The sequence below is a fragment of the Neiella holothuriorum genome (assembly GCF_019457915.1).
Classification (GTDB): Bacteria; Pseudomonadota; Gammaproteobacteria; order Enterobacterales; family Neiellaceae; genus Neiella; species Neiella holothuriorum.
In genome coordinates this window covers 140,676-159,612 of sequence record NZ_JAHZSS010000007.1, presented here as the reverse complement: position 1 = coordinate 159,612, position 18,937 = coordinate 140,676, and the positions used below count along the sequence as shown (strand labels likewise).

Below are 18,937 nucleotides of genomic sequence, written 5' to 3'. Positions count from 1 at the left end.
ATTACTCAATAAAGAATGAGTAATACAAGTCGGCAGAATTTTCGATGCCGGACACTGTCTCTAGCCAAAGTTGATTCAGCAAATAAAAGCGCACGGTGACTTCATTGATTGGCTCAAATACACCCATGCCGTATTTGAGGTAAAAGCGTTCGCCAACATACCCACTAATGGTTACTTGGGTTTCATCACCTTCACCTTCGGTATCGAGTGCGACTTGTTGAATACCCGTCAGCTGCTCCATCGAATTGGTCAGCCCCATTGACTCGGCAGCCGATACGCCAAATGCGGCCGCAGCTGCCATGCTGCTGTTGTCATCTGAATCTAACCCTCGCCCCCTGACGATATACGACAGGATTTCTTGCTGCTCCATGGTTGGATCCGAGAAGAATTCAATGGTTGGTTGCTCGACGGTGCCGGTGGCATGAATACCGGCGATCACATCGGCCGATTTGATTTCACGAGCCGCACGAATGTTAAGATTGGCGAGTCTCGGTGGGCCATTAAAATGGATCACTGAGTCGTTTTGAATTTCCAGCCGCTGGCCGTATGCACGATAGCGACCACTCTGCAGTTGAATCGGGCCGTAAAGCTGCAGCGGCGCATTGACTCGCTTGCGTACTTCGAGGTGGCCGCCAATACGCCCCGTAAAGCCGACCGCTTCAACTTTAATTTCGTCGCCAAGCTCAATGTCCACCTTGGCACTTAAATTGGTGGCGGAGGTTGACTGCTGCGATGTTTGATCAATAAAGACCTCATCATCACTCAAGTCGATACCGCTATCGGGTAGGCTTCGAAAGATAATATTGGCCGCCGGCACGCCAATGCGGCCTGACAGTGATTGTTGGCCGTTGGCGATATTAAATTGTAGATCGGGCGACACCAAAAAATCTGACTCTGGCGGTAGCAAGATCTTCAGCTTGTCACCGCGAAAATTCGATTGCAGTTCAAATTCGTCAGCCCAATCCGCAGCGGCGGTTAGCGTGGCGGTGTTTTCACCAAGATTGAGACTGGTGTTGATCAACGCCGAGTTACCATCAAATACAAGCTCAGCCTGAAGCGCATCAATTGGGGTTGGGTTAGATAGCAACAAAATGACGCCATCGGACAGATTAAATTGGCCGTGAATATCGGGTTGTTCGAGCGTACCTGTCACCTTGGCTTGGCCTTTTAGCAAACCTTGTACGCGCTCAATATCGGGCAGTAATGATTTGAAATGACCGAGCTCGACGTTGTTCACAGCAATATTGGCCTGTAGAGCGCCGGATTCATGTTCAAGGCTGCCATTAAAATCAACTTCCGAACCATGCTGGGCGACCATACCCAGTTCAAAGCTAGTTTGTTGCTCGGTAATTTGGCCGACAATGTTGACACTGTTAATGGCCACGGTTTGGGTTTGCTCTTCCAGTGGGTTGTGAAACGACATTTCAATATCAGACGAGTTCAGTTGCAGTGATGCGTTGGCCGGTTGCCCGTCGCGCCAATGGGCGTCCAACTCACCAATTAAACTCCCTCGTACTTGATAGTCTTCATGCAATAATTCGCGGGTTAGATCGCGCCCAGAAATTTTCAGGCTGATATCGGCATTGCCGGTCTTACCTAGCGTGGCATCTTGCTGTAAACACAGCTCACTATCACTAGCACGCCAGCAGTGAGCACTAACTGTAAGCTGTTGCTGATCTTGGAGGAAAGCCAGTTGAACGGCTTTATTCAACTGCCAATGACCGGCAGATGTATCAAATTGAGCTGCTGCAAGCTCCCCTTGCCAGCGCTGTTGTGGCGCTTGCCATTGACCCGACAGCTTAACAATCGGAGCAAACTCGCCAAGGCCGGCGATGTCAAACTGGTGTTGGCTCAAGGTACCGGAGCTGCTCGCTGTTAATTTTTCGCTCGGTAAGTGGCCGAGCTCGGTATCGATAAAGGTTAATTGCAACTGATGTTGATGATCGGACAGTGGCTGATAGGTGGCGTCTAGTTGCGCTAATTCAAATTGAAGTGCTGAGTCATAACCGCCGCGCTCCATCGCTGCGGATACAGAAATTAACGGATCTTGGTAAGGCCCAGATACGCTAAATGTACCGTCTAAATCACCGGATAAACCGGGTAACCATTGCTTGAGCTGACGCCCTTGTAACTGGCCATTGAGCTGCCAATTGTTATCAACACGGCCATTTAGTTGCAGGGTTGAACCCGCAACTTCAACATGAAGGTTATCGGCGTGGCCTTGCAGCAGATCGTTGACAGCAAGATCTCCGTGTATCGTCATGGGCAAGCCCATGTACTCGCCGCTGATTTGGGTGTCGTCAAATGCTAACTGCCATTGTTGCGGCCGGTCGGCGTTGCCAGTGACGCTGGTGAAACTTCCCTGATGCTGAAGTTGCCCTGAGATAATGGCGCTATCGGCTTGATCAAATTTAGGTAATTGCAGCTGATCGAAGCTCGCATTGAGCTGCCACTGCAACTCGTCTCCGTTGGTGCTGGCACTGGAGGTGGCGTGAGGGTCAATATTGTATTGCAGCTGGCCATTGGCGGTTAGCTTGCCGCCCTCATTAATCTCGGTAAGTTCGAGAGTTGTAATGGTTAAGGTCTGGTTGGCGTGGTGGCCCGCTAGTACCACATTACTTTTCATCGGTTCATCGGCAACCGTGCCGGTAAACTTACCGGTTAGCTCAAAATCCTGTTGTGCCAAAGTGCCCGAAGCGTGGCCGTTAATAGCCTGATACTGCACCAATTGCTCGAGATCATCAGGCCAAATCATCTGTTGGCCAGCGAGGGTCAGATTGAATGGTAGGTTTTCGTCTGCCAAAGCGGCATCACCATGAATTTGCCAGAACAATTGCTGTTGTTCGCTAGCGGCTAATACCAGGTTGTTCAGATCGCCATCAATGGTGGCTTGCCATTGGCTGCCGTTTAATCCTGCGAAACTTGGCAGCTCGCTGGGGCTTAACTTGATATCAAGTTGCATGGGATAGGGATGGTTGAGCTCAGCGACACCGGCCACATCAAGTTTGCCGTAGGGCTCGTGGTGAAATGCAACTTGCTTGATATTGACCGACACATATTGCCAGTCGCCATCAATCGTAATGTTGCTAAAAGACTCCTGTAACCAATCTTGATAGGCAAAGGCAAACCGGTCTGCGGAGGCTTGTTCGACAAATAGTTTCAATGGGAGCCGGGTGTCACTTAAGTGAGCTAGTGGCCAAGCTTGCTCGTTCGAGGCTGAATTCGATGCTGGCTGCTCCGATGATGATGTGGTGTTTGCATCGACATGGACTGAGCCGGAAGTGAAGTTAGCCTGCTGAATATCAATGGTGTCGTCATATAGATGAGCGGATGCAGTTGCGCCTTGCCATTGAATAATAATGTCATCGACTTGAACGATGCCGTTGGCGACTTGAGCTTGCTTAATGTGCATGGCAAACGGTAAGTCGAGCTGGTAGGGCGTGTCATCGTCTACTGATTCAGCACTGGCAGACGGACTGGCAGGTTCGTCTTCATCGGTGTCGAGCCGTAAATCAAAATCGGTGACTCGAACTGTATTGATACAGAGCTCTTGGCGAACGCTACACCAAGGGTTCCAGCTAATATCTGCGTCGATTGCCGTAATGGTCAGGAAATCTAAATCAAGCTCAAATTTATGGAGGCTTATTTCGTCATTGAGGCGGCCAGAGCGATAGTCGATATCTATTCCGGGAATTAGAGTGCTGGCAAGGCCAACCGCTAACCGGCTACCAAATTCGGTGGAGACCAAAACCGCCGTTAGAAGTAGGGCGCTTAATGGAATGTAAATCAGCCAACGCAGGCTGCGGCGTAACCAAATCACAGCTCTGCTCCAATGTTTATGTGTAACCGCCATTTGGGGTTGTTTTCACTAATGCTGCGTGCAATGTCCAATTTAATGGGGCCAATAACCGACAACCAATGAACACCTCCGCCAACGGAGTAGGCCCAGTCAATGCTATCTTCTAAATCTTCAAACGCATTACCGGCGTCAGTAAATGCCGCGACGCGCCACTCATCATTTAAATAGTATTGATATTCCAAACTGCCGGTTGCCATATAACGGCCGCCGACGGTAATTTTTTGTTGATTGCCTTCATCATCTTCGTAATCAATGGTGGGGCCCAATGATTGATAAGCAAAGCCTCGAATACTTTCATCACCACCTGCATAGAAACGGAGCGACGGCGGCACATCGCTGAGATCTTTATCTTCGAAATAACTCGCGCCTAGGCCGGTGCGAATCACCACGCGGTGATTATCGTTGAAACGATTGAGCCATTTTATTTGTGCCGCGAAGCGAGCAATATTGGCATCAGAGCGAAGTTTATCGGAGGCAAACTCCAATAAATAATATTGCCGCAAGCCAGCTTCAGGATCGACTGGGTTACCGCTACGGCTGGTATTCGCCCAGGTCACGCCGGGCATAATGAACTGACTTTTTTCGCTATCTTCTAAAATGTCCCAACGCTCATCGAGGTGGCGCAAATAATATTGCCGTACCCAACCTTCGTGAATGGTTTTACGGCCAATACGGGCGTGACGTAATTCGCTTTCAATGTCGGCGTATTCATTGCTCTCTAACCCCAAGCCAAACTGCAGAATATCGGTATTGGGGTTTGATAGCGGAATGTCATACAAGAAACGAACATAGGGGTTTACATCGGAATATTCGATTTTGGTTTCTTGCGAATGACCATAGCGGTTAATTTGTGGTGTTCGCCAAGTGATTGATGCGCGCTGCTTGGTGTCGGTGGCATAACCAACACCAACATCAAAACTATGGCTTTTGGCAGGCGTCAGGCTAATTAAAATAGGTACTTGGTTGTTGCTGCGCTGATCAATCAACGGCAGAACTTTGACCGAGCCAAAGTAGCCACTTTGCACTAGCGCGCGGTTGAGCGCGGTGATTTGTGTCAGGCTATAGGAATCACCTTGCTGAAAATTAAGCATTGTTTGTAACAGTTCTGGCTCGAGATCTGAGCCTTCAAATGAAATCTCACCGAATTGATAGCGGTTGCCACTGTGATAATGAAGCACGGCGTTTGCTTGTCGACGCTTTCTATCCACTTCCAGTCTTGACGTGGTCATTTCGCCGTCAAAAAAACCGAGACGTACGGCACGACTCACCAGTGCAGACTTGGTTTGATCGTAGTGACTATGAATAACGCGTTCGCCTTCAATGAGGCCTTGTTCTTGCGCGATGCGTTGAAATGGTTTGAGAGCACTCGCTTCGCCGGTAATTTTGACATCAACCTGTTGCCATTTAGTAGCAACGCCAGCGGTCACGGTAATGGTGAGTTGCCAAGGCTCTTTTTGCTTGTTGAGGTTAATGTCTATATCTGGCTGATAGTAACCAAGGGCGGCGAGTGCTTTTTCTGTTGCGGGTTCAGCATTGAACACAAAGCTAGCGCGATGTTGCTCGGAGCTGGGCAGCGTACCAAGGTGAGCTTTAATATTGTCCTGTTGTTGCTTGGTTTCAGCTTTAATTGTCAGCTTAAGGTTTTCCGCCTTGACCGGCATGACGGCTACCAAGGCAACAAACACTAAAATAAAGCATCGAAAAGGCACTGCTATTTTTGCTCCTGATTCCATGCGACCTAAGTGATGGCTTAAGTGCGCTATTGGGCATTGCGGCTAAACTGAACAACTCATTGGCTTGGCCCTGAGTATATGCAATCAGTCTACCGGATTGAAATTTAGTTGGGGTAAGCTTGTCATAACTTGTGGGCTATTAATAACTGTTTAGTGTGATGTTCTCGCTGTGTTTGCATATTTGCCCAAGGCGCCCGTTAGTTTGATATTGAGCAACGGGACTTTCATCATTTATGACTACCATGGCGGCTTTGTTTAGTTGACTGCGAAATTAGACATGATTTTTATCTCAGATATCCATGGTTGTATTGACTCTTTACATGCTGCATTGGCATTTAAAGACAAGCTAAATGCCAAGCACATTATGCTGTTGGGGGATGTATTAAACCACGGCCCGCGTAATCCTGTGCCTGCAGGTTATAACCCTGCTGCGGTAGCCACAGAGCTCAACAAACATGCCGATAGCATTATTGCGGTGCGTGGTAACTGCGATAGTGAAGTTGACCAGATGCTTTGCCAATTCCCTATGATGGCTGATTACAACTGGCTGATTGTGAATGGTCGCCGGCTGTGTTTGACGCACGGCCACTTGTTTTCGCCTGACAATCGTCCGCCGCTTGCTGCTGGTGATGGCTTGGTCTTTGGCCACACCCATTTGCCTGTGGCAGCGATTGAAGATGATGTACTGCTGTTTAATCCTGGTTCGGTGACGATTCCTAAAGGGGGTAACGTTGCTAGTTTTGGCTATTTTGATGGGCAGCGCTTTAGCGTAAGAGAGCTAGCGACAGGTCAAGAAATGATAGCGATTGATTGGTTCTGAGTGACTGATTAACTGATTCAGTTTGAGTTCAGACTCGGTTTGTATGATAGCCCCACTGTTATCGCTCAGCGAGTGAAGTTGCAGCTTCACTAGCACCGAGAAAACAGCAAATCCCCGCATTCGAATATTGAACTTAGACCCATTTTTGTGTCAGCCCAGCCTTTGCTGGGCTTTTTGTTTTTGTCTTTAAAAACAGTTTCTTAGTTATTCTTCTTCCGTTTTTTTGGTTCAGGTTGAGTTCAGTCTCAAAGGCTAACCTAGCGCCGCGTTAACAAAACTCCCTTAGAAGGAAATCTCATGAAAAATAAAACTCTTTTGGCACTCATTCCAACGGCCTTAATTGCTTCGCCAGTATTGGCAAATGATTCGACTAATGACTGGTTCGTTGGTGGCGCTATTAATAAGCAAATGAGTAAGAGTGAACAAGCTCCTGGCGCGATGCCAGCAGATACCTCATCGTTTGATCAAAAGGATCGTGATTGGGGTTACGAGCTTAAAGCCGGTCGCTACCTCGGTGACAATGATCAGCATCGTCTGACCATGACTTACACCGAAGCCAATGGCGGCAGTAAAACAGGCGATTATGATCAAAAGAACCTTCTGGCCTCTTATGACTATATGTATAGCTTAACGGATGATAATAGCTGGCGTGCTTTTGGTGGTGTCAGTGCCGGTATGGCCAACACCAAGTATGATGGTGCAGGCACTTCCAATGACTTGGTTTACGGTGCCCAAGCAGGCTTAAACTACCGTATCAATCAGCAGTGGGAAACTGAAATTGGTTACCGTTATCTGAAACAAGATTATTCCGGCACAAACGGTAATACCGGCGAGCAGTTCGCATTAGATCGCACCGAGCAGGTCTTCATGGGTGTGAACTACCGCTTTTAATCGCGCGTTAAAAATTCTTGGATGAGCTTGCAGGCTATTTTAGACTCCTGCCAGCCGATCAATTTCAAAAGGCCCGCTTGTCGGGCCTTTTTCTTTGTTACTCGATGATCTAGAAATCGTAACAACTCGATAAACAATTCAGTTTGTGTTCAGTAACCGACGGTATCATTCAAAATAACACAGCAACTGCGCTGTAAATCAAAGAAATTTTCTTATTAAAATGCGACGTTACGGTCTTTCTGGCATCTGCGCTTAGCCTGTTTTAGGCTAGCCTTATTGCTGATAATTGGCAGCTTTGAGATGCCAGACCATAAGTGGTTGCAACACCAAAGGTTAAACACACATGCTTATATTGGTAGTTGAAGACGATCCGATACTGAATCACCACCTAACCGTGCAATTGCAAGATGCCGGTAATCAGGTTTATGCCGTGAAAACAGTTAAGGATGCGTTGTTTTTCGCTGAGCAATACCCGATAGAATTAGCCATTGTCGACTTGGGATTACCCGACGGTGATGGTATTCAACTCATTAAAAAATTCCGTGCGCAGGAAAAGCCATTCCCTGTGCTGATCCTCACGGCTCGCGCTAACTGGCAAGACAAAGTCGACGGCTTGAATGCTGGCGCTGATGATTATTTGGTCAAACCATTTGAAGTACCAGAGCTATTGGCGCGTTTGAATGCACTGGTAAGACGTAGTGCTGGATATGTAAAAGCCGAGGTACATTGTGCTGGCTTTACGTTAAACTTGTTATCAAAAGAAGTATCGGTTGACGGACAAGTGCTTGAACTCACGGCATTTGAATACCAAATTCTTGAGTATTTCGTTCGCCACCCAGAACAAGTTGTATCGAAGCAGCGGCTCATCGACACCTTATATCGTGATGGTGATGGTGACTCTAATACTATTGAAGTGTTAATTAGTCGGCTGCGTAAAAAATTAGCGAAAGTGTTGCCTGATGTGCCGATCAGCACCATTCGCGGACAAGGATATCGGTTAATAAATACATGAAAACAAACGGATCACTCTGGTTTCGAAACTTCTTAGTTTCGATGGCCATCATTAGTGCTGTGACCTTGGCTTTAGCAAATGTCTATTACAACGACAAACAGCAAAGCCTTGCCCTTGAATATGGCGGCGATTTGCTTGAACGCTTGCCCATGGTGATTGAAACCATGGTGACGCAGGGCGTCAGCTTTGAAGGTACGGTATCTGAACAAATGCCCCTACAAGGTTATATGGGCGCGTTGTGCGATGATTATGGCGAAGTGATCTGGAAATCTGTTCAAGCCAAAGCGTTTGAATTGGATGATTTATGTCAGCAAGTTAAGGATAACAATACCGGCACGTTAACGACGCCGGTATGGGTTGACGATGGAAAGTTATTTTTTGCCCATGTCCTATCTGGCACCTTTAATGGCATCCGCGGTGAGTTTGTTGCTCTGCGCGATGGCCAAGCCTATGAGCAATGGCGTGCTGAGTCTGTTGAAAAATCATTAATTACCGTCGTATTGTTTTTAGTCGGCTCCGGTTTGGCGTTGTATATGACGTTTCGCTGGGCAATGCGCCCACTTAAAACCCTAGAGCGCGAGCTGCAAAGCGTTTCCGAACAAAAACAATCGGCTCTGAATGCCGCTTATCCTTATGAACTTAAACCTGTCGTGACGGCTTTGAACAGTGTGATGGGAGAAAATATCCACCGTTCACAACGTTATCGCCATAGCCTCAACGATTTGGCTCATAGTTTGAAGACGCGCTTAGCCGCAATGAATGTCGTGTGTCAGGAAAACTCCATCGCACCGCACGTTCAAAATGAATTGCTGACGAACCTCAGCCAAATGAATGCCATGGTGCAGTATCAGCTAAAACGTGGCTTAACAGGTCAACAAGCGTTGAATAAACAAGCGACGCCTTTGTTAGATATTGTTGATAACCTGCACCAATTACTCGATAAAATTTATGCCGATAAGCAGATTGCACTCGATAAGTTGATTTCCAAAGATGATGAAGTGCCAATGGGCAAAGATGATCTGATGGAAATTATGGGCAATTTATTGGAAAACAGCTTCCGCTATGCCATTTCTAAGTTGCGGATATCGCACATACCACTCGCCAATGGCGGCGTACAGCTTCGTATTGAAGATGATGGCCCGGGGATCGACCCGTCTCGTCGCGAGCAAGTTTTCCAACGAGGCGTGCGTCTCGATGAAAAACCAACAGGGCAAGGCATTGGCCTAGCCGTATGCGCTGACATTGTTGAAAGCTATCGCGGCGATATTCGAATCGAAGAGTCTGAGCTGGAAGGTGCATGCTTTGTGATTGAATTACCGCCAGCTGAAGACTGGTGGGACCAATAAGCACCCCCTAAAATGTACTGGCTTGGAGTTGGCATTTGTCATCGAAGCCAGTACAGTTGTCGCCCGCTAATCCCCCCACATCATCAGACAGGAAAGGAATAATGAGCAATCAAGTTCGCGTTGCGATTGCTGGCTGCCAGGGCCGCATGGGCAAAACGTTATTGGAAGTTGGCCACCAGAAAGACTCCGTTACAATTGGTGGCGCGTTTGAACGTCCAGAAAGCAGTCTTATTGGTGTCGATGCCGGTGAATTGGCTGGGCTTGGTGTCATTAATGTACCTGTGACTGCTGGTTTGCAAGGCCTCGAAGACCATGTTGATGTGGTGATCGACTTTACTGTTCCAGAAGCAACCTTGGTGAATTTGGCTTGGTGCCGCGAACATGGCAAAAAGCTGGTGATTGGTACGACAGGCTTTACCGATGCTCAGCAAGCTGACATTGCCGAAATGGCAAAAGACACAGCGGTGATGATGGCGCCTAATATGAGCGTTGCGGTCAATTTAATGTTTAAACTGCTGGAGCAAGCCTCCGCGGTTATGTCTGAACACGACATTGAAATTATCGAAGCACACCATCGTTTCAAGAAAGATGCGCCTTCTGGTACTGCCTTGAAGATGGGGCAAGTCATTGCTGACACCTTAGGTCGTGACTTAAATGAATGCGCCGTTTATGGGCGCGAAGGGATCACCGGTGAGCGTGATCCAAAGACCATTGGTTTTGCCACCGTTCGTGCTGGCGATATTATTGGTGAGCACACCGCAATGTTTGCCGATATCGGCGAACGTTTGGAAATAACCCATAAATCCTCTAGCCGTGCAACGTACGCCAACGGTGCGATGCGAGCCGCAAACTGGTTGATGGATAAAGAAACTGGCCTTTACGATATGTTCGATGTGTTGGACTTAAAGTAGTTAAAGGCAGAACTTTAACTATCTTTTCTAGCTTTATAGTGGCTTTTTTATATGAAACCTTCATTTATGAAGGTTTTTTTAATTGGTGATGGACGGTAGTCAGTTTTTGCTCTAGAATGCGTTCAATTTGCCAGCACGTAGGCAAAGAGGGATTAATGGGAATCATTCGCGACGTTCTGTCGCTCCCATTATCGACTTGAACAGCTGACCACAACTGTGGAGGTTATCTTGGCTAAAGCTGCCCTCTTGGTACTCGAAGACGGTACTATTTTCCGCGGCACATCTATTGGTGCAGACGGTATGGCAACCGGTGAAGTTGTCTTTAACACTTCAATGACCGGTTATCAGGAAATTTTGACTGATCCATCATACGCTCGCCAAATCGTCACCTTAACTTACCCTCATATCGGTAATACGGGCACCAATTCTGAAGATGAAGAATCTTCTGAAATATGGGCCAAAGGCCTTGTGATTCGCGATCTGCCTATCATTGCCAGCAATTTCCGAAATGAGCAAACCCTGAGTGAATACCTCGAATCACGGAACGTGGTAGGTATTTGTGACATTGACACACGTAAACTGACTCGCATCCTCCGAGAAAAAGGAGCGCAGGCTGGTTGTATCGTGGCAGCGGAAAGCTTCGATGAAGCAACAGCGCTAGCGGAAGCAAAAGGCTTTCCTGGCCTGAAGGGCATGGATTTGGCCAAAGAAGTGACAACCGACAAACTTTATAGCTGGACGGACAGCACCTGGAAATTGGGTGAAGGTCACGGAAAGTTAGAAAATGAAGATTTTCACGTTGTTGCTTACGATTTCGGTGCCAAACGCAATATTTTACGCATGTTGGTTGAACGAGGCTGTCGCCTGACAATTGTTCCTGCGCAAACCTCTGCGGAAGAAGTGTTAGCACTAAAACCAGACGGAATCTTTCTTTCCAATGGTCCAGGTGATCCGGAACCATGTGACTACGCAATTACTGCGATTCAATCGTTCCTTGAAACAGACATTCCAGTTTTTGGTATTTGTTTGGGTCACCAGCTGCTTGCGTTAGCGAGCGGTGCGAAAACAGTGAAAATGAAGTTTGGCCACCATGGTGCCAACCATCCGGTGAAAGATTTAGAGCGCAATGTGGTCATGATCACCGCGCAAAACCACGGTTTTGCGGTTGATGAAGAAACCTTGCCAGCCAACCTGAAGGCAACTCACGTGTCATTGTTCGATGGTTCATTACAAGGTATTCACCGCACCGACAAGCCAGCATTCAGCTTCCAGGGGCACCCTGAAGCCAGCCCTGGCCCGCACGATGCGGCACCATTGTTTGACCACTTCATTGAATTAATGCAGGCCCGCGCCTAAAACGAGCGAGACAACGAGACATGCCAAAACGTACGGATATTAAAAGTATTCTGATTTTGGGCGCCGGCCCAATTGTAATTGGTCAAGCATGTGAGTTTGATTACTCGGGTGCTCAGGCCTGTAAAGCGCTGCGTGAAGAAGGGTACCGGGTTGTCCTGGTGAACTCGAACCCAGCGACGATCATGACCGATCCTGAAATGGCGGATGCGACATACATCGAGCCAATTCAATGGGAAGTGGTTGCCAAGATCATTGAAAAAGAAAAGCCTGATGCGGTGCTGCCAACCATGGGCGGCCAAACGGCATTGAACTGTGCTTTGGATTTAGATCGTCATGGCGTGCTTGAGAAGTACGGCGTGACCATGATTGGTGCTACCGCTGACGCCATCGACAAAGCCGAAGATCGAGATCGCTTTGATAAAGCGATGAAATCTATTGGCCTTGAAACGCCACGTGCGGAAACCGCGCACAGCATGGAAGAAGCTCATGACGTGGTCTCGCGTATTGGCTTCCCATGTATCATTCGACCGTCTTTCACCATGGGCGGCACGGGCGGTGGGATTGCCTATAACGTTGAAGAATTCGAAGAAATCTGTACTCGCGGATTGGACTTGAGCCCAACCAACGAGCTGTTGATTGACGAATCTTTGATTGGTTGGAAAGAATACGAAATGGAAGTGGTTCGCGACAAAGCGGATAACTGCATTATCGTTTGTTCTATCGAAAACTTCGACCCAATGGGCGTGCATACGGGTGACTCCATCACCGTGGCACCAGCACAAACCCTGACCGATAAAGAATACCAAATCATGCGTAATGCCTCGATGGCAGTACTGCGTGAAATTGGCGTAGAAACCGGCGGCTCAAACGTTCAGTTTGGTGTGAACCCTGATGATGGCCGCATGGTGATCATTGAGATGAACCCGCGGGTAAGCCGTTCATCGGCACTGGCGTCTAAAGCGACGGGTTTCCCGATTGCAAAAATCGCAGCCAAGTTGGCGGTGGGCTACACCCTCGATGAACTAGCCAATGACATCACTGGCGGCGCAACACCTGCGTCGTTCGAACCTGCGATTGACTACGTCGTTACAAAAATCCCACGCTTTAACTTTGAGAAGTTTGCCGGTGCTAACGACCGCCTGACTACTCAGATGAAGTCAGTCGGTGAGGTAATGGCCATTGGCCGTAACCAACAAGAGTCGTTGCAAAAAGCCCTTCGTGGCTTGGAAGTTGGTGCCACTGGTTTCGATCCAATCGTTGCATTGGACGATCCAGAAGCCAAAACGATCTTAACCTACGAATTGAAAGAAGCTGGTGCAGAGCGCATTTGGTATATCGCCGATGCATTCCGTCACGGCTTTACCGTTGAAGATGTCTTTAAGCTGACCAAAGTCGACCCATGGTATCTGGTTCAGATCCACCAATTGGTTGAGCTGGAAGCTCGCGTCGCTGACGCTGGCTTATCTGGGCTTGATGCCGACCTGCTGCGTTTACTCAAACGCAAAGGTTTTGCTGATGCTCGCTTGGCATTGTTGCTGGGTGTGTCTGAAAAAGAAGTGCGCAAATTACGTCAGCGCGAAGGCATTCTGCCTGTTTACAAGCGTGTTGATACCTGTGCTGCAGAATTTTCAACCAGTACGGCTTACATGTACTCAAGTTACGACGAAGAGTGTGAAGCGCAGCCGTCTGATAAAGATAAAATCATGGTACTTGGTGGCGGTCCAAACCGTATTGGCCAAGGTATCGAGTTTGACTACTGTTGTGTTCATGCCGCTTTAGCCATGCGCGAAGACGGTTACGAAACCATCATGGTGAACTGTAACCCTGAAACCGTTTCGACCGACTATGACACCTCTGATCGCTTGTACTTCGAGCCAGTCACACTGGAAGACGTACTCGAGATTGTTCGTGTTGAACAGCCTAAAGGCGTGATTGTTCAGTATGGTGGTCAAACCCCTCTGAAACTTGCTCGTGCTCTTGAAGCTGCAGGTGTACCGGTTATCGGTACCAGCCCTGATGCAATTGACCGTGCGGAAGATCGGGAACGTTTCCAGCAGGCCGTTGAACGCTTAGGCTTGAAACAACCTGAAAATGCAACGGTAACGAACCTAGAAGATGCGGTTCGTGATGCTGAACGCATTACTTATCCATTGGTTGTTCGTCCATCTTATGTACTGGGTGGCCGCGCCATGGAAATTGTTTCTGACGAACAAGATCTGCGTCGTTACTTTAATGAAGCCGTGTCGGTATCGAATGAATCGCCAGTGTTGCTTGATCGCTTCCTAGATGACGCCATTGAGGTTGATATCGATGCCATCTGCGATGGTAAGCAAGTGGTTATTGGCGGCATCATGGAGCACATTGAGCAAGCCGGTGTTCACTCGGGTGATTCTGCCTGTTCATTACCGCCATACACGCTAAGCGCTGAAATTCAGGCGGTATTGCGTGAGCAAGTGGCTAAACTGGCCTTTGAACTGGGCGTTATTGGTTTGATGAATACTCAGTTCGCCATCAAGGACAATGAAGTTTACCTGATTGAGGTGAACCCTCGTGCCGCACGTACGGTACCGTTCGTCTCAAAAGCGACCGGTGTTGCATTGGCAAAAGTTGCCGCTCGTGTCATGGCCGGTACGTCGTTAGCTGAACAAGGCTTTGAAGAAGAAGTTATTCCACCGTATTACTCGGTGAAAGAAGTGGTGTTGCCGTTCAATAAATTCCTTGGCGTTGACCCAATTCTTGGGCCAGAAATGCGCTCTACCGGTGAGGTGATGGGCGTTGGTGAAACTTTTGCTGAAGCCTACGCAAAAGCACAATTGGGCTCTATTAAAGATGTACCAAAACAAGGCCGTGCTTTGCTATCGGTTCGTCCGGGTGATAAAAAACGCATTGTTGAATTAGCCAAGCAATTGGTTGATTTGGGCTACGAACTTGATGCGACTCACGGCACTGCCGTGGTGTTGGGTGAAGCTGGCATTAATGTACGCTTGGTGAACAAGGTGCATGAAGGCCGTCCACACATTCTTGACCGTATCAAGAACGGTGAGTACAGCTACATCGTCAACACCACCCAAGGTCGTCAGGCGATTGAAGACTCGAAAGTTCTGCGCCGTGGCGCCTTGCAGCACAAGGTGAACTACACCACGACGCTTAATGGTGCCTTTGCGACGTGCATGGCTCACAGTGCCGACCCAAGTGCGATTGTTCGCTCAGTTCAGGAGCTTCACAAGCTGATCTAAGCAGTAGCAGATGATTTGATTGGCGATTCGGTATAGAATCGTCGCATCGGCTGATAAAAGCCGCCTCATTGAGGCGGTTTTTTTTGCCTCTTTTTTTCAACCTATTTAAATGTAATTTGCGGCTTATGATGGTCGCTTAGTGTGGTATTTGACGATATGAAAATTCCAATGACTGTGCAGGGCGCCGATAGCTTGCGCGAAGAGCTTGATTACCTAAAAGGTACCCGTCGCCCGAAAATTATCGAAGCGATTGCGGAAGCCCGTGAACATGGTGATTTGAAAGAAAACGCTGAATACCACGCCGCCCGAGAGCAGCAAGGGTTTTGTGAAGGTCGCATTCAAGAAATTGAAGCTAAGTTGTCCAATGCGCAAATTATTGATGTCAGTAAAATGGATGCCAACGGCAAAGTTATTTTTGGCGCTACCGTAGATCTGCTGAATATTGATACCGATGCTGAGCTGACTTACCGTATTGTTGGTGACGATGAAGCCGATCTGAAAAAGAATTTGATTTCAGTTAACAGCCCAATTGCTCGTGGACTCATTGGTAAATCTGAAGGCGATGAAGTGACGGTTAAAACTCCCGGTGGCGATGTTGAATTTGAAATTCTGGAAGTAAAGTACGCTTAATTCGGTCATCTTTGCTTACAAATAAAAACCCGGCAACTGCCGGGTTTTTTATCGACTTGCGAAAGGTACGGTTAGCCTTTTGGCAAAGAGAATTTAGATTCTTCGCTTGGTAAAAAGAAAATTGCGACTTTCCCAATGATTTGCACCAAGCTGGCGCCTGATTCACGGCAAATTGCATCGCAAATGAGCTGGCGCTCTGCTTTATCTTCGCCCAGAATTTTTACTTTAATCAGTTCGTGGTGAGCTAACGCCAAGTCGATTTCAGCCATAACCCCTTCGGTTAGGCCATTGTTGCCAAGCATGACGACCGCTTTTAACGGGTGAGCTTCGGCTTTAAGGTATTGTTTTTGCTTATTGCTAAGTTGCATGAATGTGCTTTCTTTGCTGTTAGAGACTTGAATTCTGCTAAGTTTACCTCCATCTGCAGGAATTAGCCTACAACAAACTTAATTTAGTCATGTCGAATAAGAAACGCAGTGCCAGTAGTAAGCGTTGGCTGAAAGAACATTTTGACGATAAATACGTCAAAGAAGCCCAGAAACAGGGGTTGCGCTCGCGTGCGGTGTTTAAGTTGGATGAGATCCAGCAAAAAGATAAAGTTATCCGGCGTGGCAATACCGTGGTGGATTTGGGAGCGGCTCCCGGTGGGTGGTCGCAGTTTTGCGCCGAACAAGTTGATGACTCGGGTCGGGTTATTGCCTGTGACATCTTGGATATGGATCCGATTGCCGGTGTTGAATTTTTAAAAGGCGATTTCCGTGACGAGGCTGTGCTGGCCGCGCTACTGAATCGTGTCGGCGACCAAATGGTGGATGTTGTGCTATCAGATATGGCGCCCAACATGTCGGGTAACCCGAGTGTTGATCAGCCTCGACGCATGTATTTGGTCGAGTTGGCGCTAGAAATGTGTCATCAAGTACTGGCGGCTAATGGCAACTTTGTCGTAAAGGTATTTCAGGGAGAAGGGTTTGACCCGTTTTTAGCGGAAGTTCGACGTTCGTTTAAATCGGTTAAGATTCGTAAACCTGATTCGTCGCGATCACGTTCAAGAGAAGTGTTCATGGTAGCGACGGGCTATAAACTGCGGTAATCTCTAGTTGTTAGAGTTTAACCCTACTAAATAATAAAGCTGAGAGAGGACAACTCCTTTGAGTGATATGGTGAAAAATTTAATTCTCTGGTTGGTCATCGCCGTTGTGCTGATGTCTGTGTTTCAGAGTTTTTCGCCCAGCGAATCGACAAGTGGTCAACAAGATTACACGGCGTTTGTACAAGATGTTCGGCGTGGTGATATTCGCGAAGTAACCATTGATGGGCAAATTATTAATGGCACCAAGCGTAACGGTGAAGCATTTGAAACCGTGATGCCGTTCTATGATGACGATTTGCTGAATGACTTAATCAAACAAGATGTGCGTGCTTTTGGTAAAAAACCAGAAGAGCCAAGCTTCATTTCGCAGATCTTTATTTCCTGGTTCCCAATGTTGTTACTCATTGGCGTCTGGATTTTCTTCATGCGTCAAATGCAAGGCGGCGGCGGTAAAGGCGCCATGTCGTTTGGCAAAAGTAAAGCTCGCTTGATGAGCGAAGATCAGATCAAAACAACGTTTGCCGATGTCGCTGGTGTCGATGAAGCCAAAGAAGAAGTAGCTGAGCTGGTGGATTACTTAAAAGATCCATCCAAGTTCCAACGTCTCGGCGGCAAGATTCCTACAGGTATTTTAATGGTCGGTCAGCCGGGTACAGGTAAAACCTTGCTGGCGCGAGCCATTGCTGGTGAAGCGAAAGTGCCGTTCTTCACCATTTCAGGTTCTGACTTTGTTGAAATGTTTGTTGGTGTTGGTGCTTCGCGTGTTCGTGACATGTTCGAACAAGCTAAGAAAGCAGCGCCTTGTATCGTATTTATTGATGAAATTGATGCGGTAGGCCGTCAGCGTGGTGCCGGTTTAGGTGGTGGTCACGATGAACGTGAGCAAACGCTTAACCAAATGCTGGTCGAAATGGATGGTTTTGAAGGCAATGAAGGCATTATCGTTATTGCTGCAACCAACCGCCCAGACGTATTAGACCCAGCGTTGCTTCGCCCTGGTCGCTTTGACCGCCAAGTTGTTGTTGGCTTGCCTGATGTGCGTGGTCGAGAGCAAATTCTAAAAGTACACATGCGCAAAGTTCCGATTGCTGATGATGTTGAAGCATCTGTTATTGCTCGTGGTACGCCAGGCTTCTCCGGTGCCGATTTATCGAACTTGGTGAACGAGGCGGCACTGTTTGCTGCTCGTGGTAGCCGTCGTAAAGTCAGCATGGAAGAGTTTGAAAAAGCCAAAGATAAAATCATGATGGGCGCCGAGCGCAAGTCCATGGTGATGACCGAGCAAGAGAAAGAGATGACCGCTTATCACGAAGCGGGACACGCCATTGTTGGTCGTATCGTGCCTGATCATGATCCTGTCTATAAGGTCTCTATCATTCCTCGAGGCCGAGCCCTAGGTGTCACTATGTATCTACCAGAGCAAGATCGTGTTAGTCACTCGAAATTGCACTTAGAAAGCATGGTCTCAAGCCTGTTTGGTGGCCGGATCGCAGAAGCGATTATTTATGGTAATGACAAAGTGACGACTGGTGCGTCAAATGATATCGAGCGTGCCACTGACATTGCTCGTAAGATGGTGACGCAATGGGGCTTGTCCGAAAAAATGGGCCCAATGCTATATGCCGAAGAAGAGGGCGAAGTGTTCTTAGGCCGTACTGCGGCAAAAGTGAAGCACATGTCTGATGAAACGGCGCGCGCCATTGATGAAGAAATCAAGTTGCTGATTGATCGTAACTACCAGCGTTCACAGAAAATCTTGACGGATAATCTCGATGTGCTGCACTCGATGAAAGATGCGTTGATGAAGTATGAAACCATTGATGCTAAGCAAATTGACGATCTGATGGCTCGTCGCGAAGTGAGACCGCCAGCAGATTGGAACAATGATGACTCTGCCGGCTCTGGCTCAAATGGCAGCTCTGATACCAAGCTTGATGTGAATGAATCACAAGAGCCAAAGGTAGATGGTGCAGAAGACGCTGAAGCCAAATAATCTGCTATAGTTGCCCCAGAAAAAAAGCCCCGCATGCGGGGCTTTTTGTTAGCCCAGAGA

At 47.9% G+C, this 18,937-nt stretch carries 13 protein-coding genes; 10 read left to right on the top strand and 3 right to left on the bottom strand.

All coding sequences use genetic code 11. The features are described from left to right. Position 1: 1 nt before the first annotated feature. Both K0504_RS18555 and K0504_RS08130 read right to left on the bottom strand, forming a co-directional pair. Positions 2 to 3,820 (bottom strand): translocation/assembly module TamB domain-containing protein, encoded by a 3,819-nt coding sequence (locus K0504_RS18555; RefSeq protein ID WP_220103684.1) that lies wholly within the window; start codon positions 3,818 to 3,820, stop codon positions 2 to 4. After that, complete coding sequence (locus K0504_RS08130) at positions 3,817 to 5,568, bottom strand: autotransporter assembly complex protein TamA (protein ID WP_220103683.1); 1,752 nt, start codon at positions 5,566 to 5,568, stop codon at positions 3,817 to 3,819. The genes K0504_RS18555 and K0504_RS08130 overlap by 4 nt, the downstream gene beginning before the upstream one ends. A gap of 301 nt (positions 5,569 to 5,869) precedes the next feature. Between K0504_RS08130 and yfcE the strand changes: the two genes are divergently transcribed. The 8 genes from yfcE (at position 5,870) to greA (ending at position 15,794) form a co-directional block, all read left to right on the top strand. Then, positions 5,870 to 6,412: a phosphodiesterase gene (gene yfcE / locus K0504_RS08125; RefSeq protein ID WP_220103682.1), complete on the top strand. Its 543-nt coding sequence runs from the start codon at positions 5,870 to 5,872 to the stop codon at positions 6,410 to 6,412. Positions 6,413 to 6,709: 297 nt separating this feature from the next. Then, positions 6,710 to 7,303, top strand: a complete 594-nt coding sequence (locus K0504_RS08120) for an outer membrane beta-barrel protein (protein WP_220103681.1) — start codon at positions 6,710 to 6,712, stop codon at positions 7,301 to 7,303. Between the two features lie 343 nt (positions 7,304 to 7,646). Then, entirely contained in the window at positions 7,647 to 8,315 is a 669-nt protein-coding gene (locus tag K0504_RS08115; RefSeq protein WP_220103680.1) for a response regulator, read from the top strand. After that, the gene (locus tag K0504_RS08110; RefSeq protein ID WP_220103679.1) at positions 8,312 to 9,661 is read left to right on the top strand and encodes an ATP-binding protein; all 1,350 of its coding nucleotides are present in this window, start codon (positions 8,312 to 8,314) and stop codon (positions 9,659 to 9,661) included. The genes K0504_RS08115 and K0504_RS08110 overlap by 4 nt, the downstream gene beginning before the upstream one ends. Positions 9,662 to 9,762: 101 nt before the next feature. Continuing rightward, positions 9,763 to 10,572, top strand: a complete 810-nt coding sequence (dapB, locus tag K0504_RS08105) for a 4-hydroxy-tetrahydrodipicolinate reductase (RefSeq protein ID WP_220103678.1) — start codon at positions 9,763 to 9,765, stop codon at positions 10,570 to 10,572. Positions 10,573 to 10,800: 228 nt separating this feature from the next. After that, entirely contained in the window at positions 10,801 to 11,928 is a 1,128-nt protein-coding gene (gene carA, locus K0504_RS08100) for a glutamine-hydrolyzing carbamoyl-phosphate synthase small subunit (RefSeq protein ID WP_220103677.1), read from the top strand. A 20-nt stretch (positions 11,929 to 11,948) separates the two neighbouring features. Beyond that, positions 11,949 to 15,164: a carbamoyl-phosphate synthase large subunit gene (gene carB, locus K0504_RS08095; protein ID WP_220103676.1), complete on the top strand. Its 3,216-nt coding sequence runs from the start codon at positions 11,949 to 11,951 to the stop codon at positions 15,162 to 15,164. Positions 15,165 to 15,320: 156 nt separating this feature from the next. Next, complete coding sequence (greA, locus tag K0504_RS08090) at positions 15,321 to 15,794, top strand: transcription elongation factor GreA (RefSeq protein ID WP_220103675.1); 474 nt, start codon at positions 15,321 to 15,323, stop codon at positions 15,792 to 15,794. Positions 15,795 to 15,865: 71 nt separating this feature from the next. Here the strand turns inward: greA and yhbY are convergent, their stop codons facing one another. Then, positions 15,866 to 16,162, bottom strand: a complete 297-nt coding sequence (yhbY, locus tag K0504_RS08085; RefSeq protein ID WP_220103674.1) for a ribosome assembly RNA-binding protein YhbY — start codon at positions 16,160 to 16,162, stop codon at positions 15,866 to 15,868. An 89-nt stretch (positions 16,163 to 16,251) separates the two neighbouring features. On the opposite strand from yhbY, the gene rlmE reads away from it, so the two are divergent. Beyond that, positions 16,252 to 16,884 carry a 23S rRNA (uridine(2552)-2'-O)-methyltransferase RlmE gene (gene rlmE / locus K0504_RS08080; protein ID WP_220103673.1) on the top strand — a complete coding sequence of 211 codons (633 nt, stop codon included), beginning with the start codon at positions 16,252 to 16,254 and terminating at the stop codon, positions 16,882 to 16,884. A 58-nt stretch (positions 16,885 to 16,942) separates the two neighbouring features. After that, the gene (gene ftsH / locus K0504_RS08075) at positions 16,943 to 18,877 is read left to right on the top strand and encodes an ATP-dependent zinc metalloprotease FtsH (RefSeq protein ID WP_318837951.1); all 1,935 of its coding nucleotides are present in this window, start codon (positions 16,943 to 16,945) and stop codon (positions 18,875 to 18,877) included. The last annotated feature ends 60 nt before the right edge of the window (positions 18,878 to 18,937 follow it).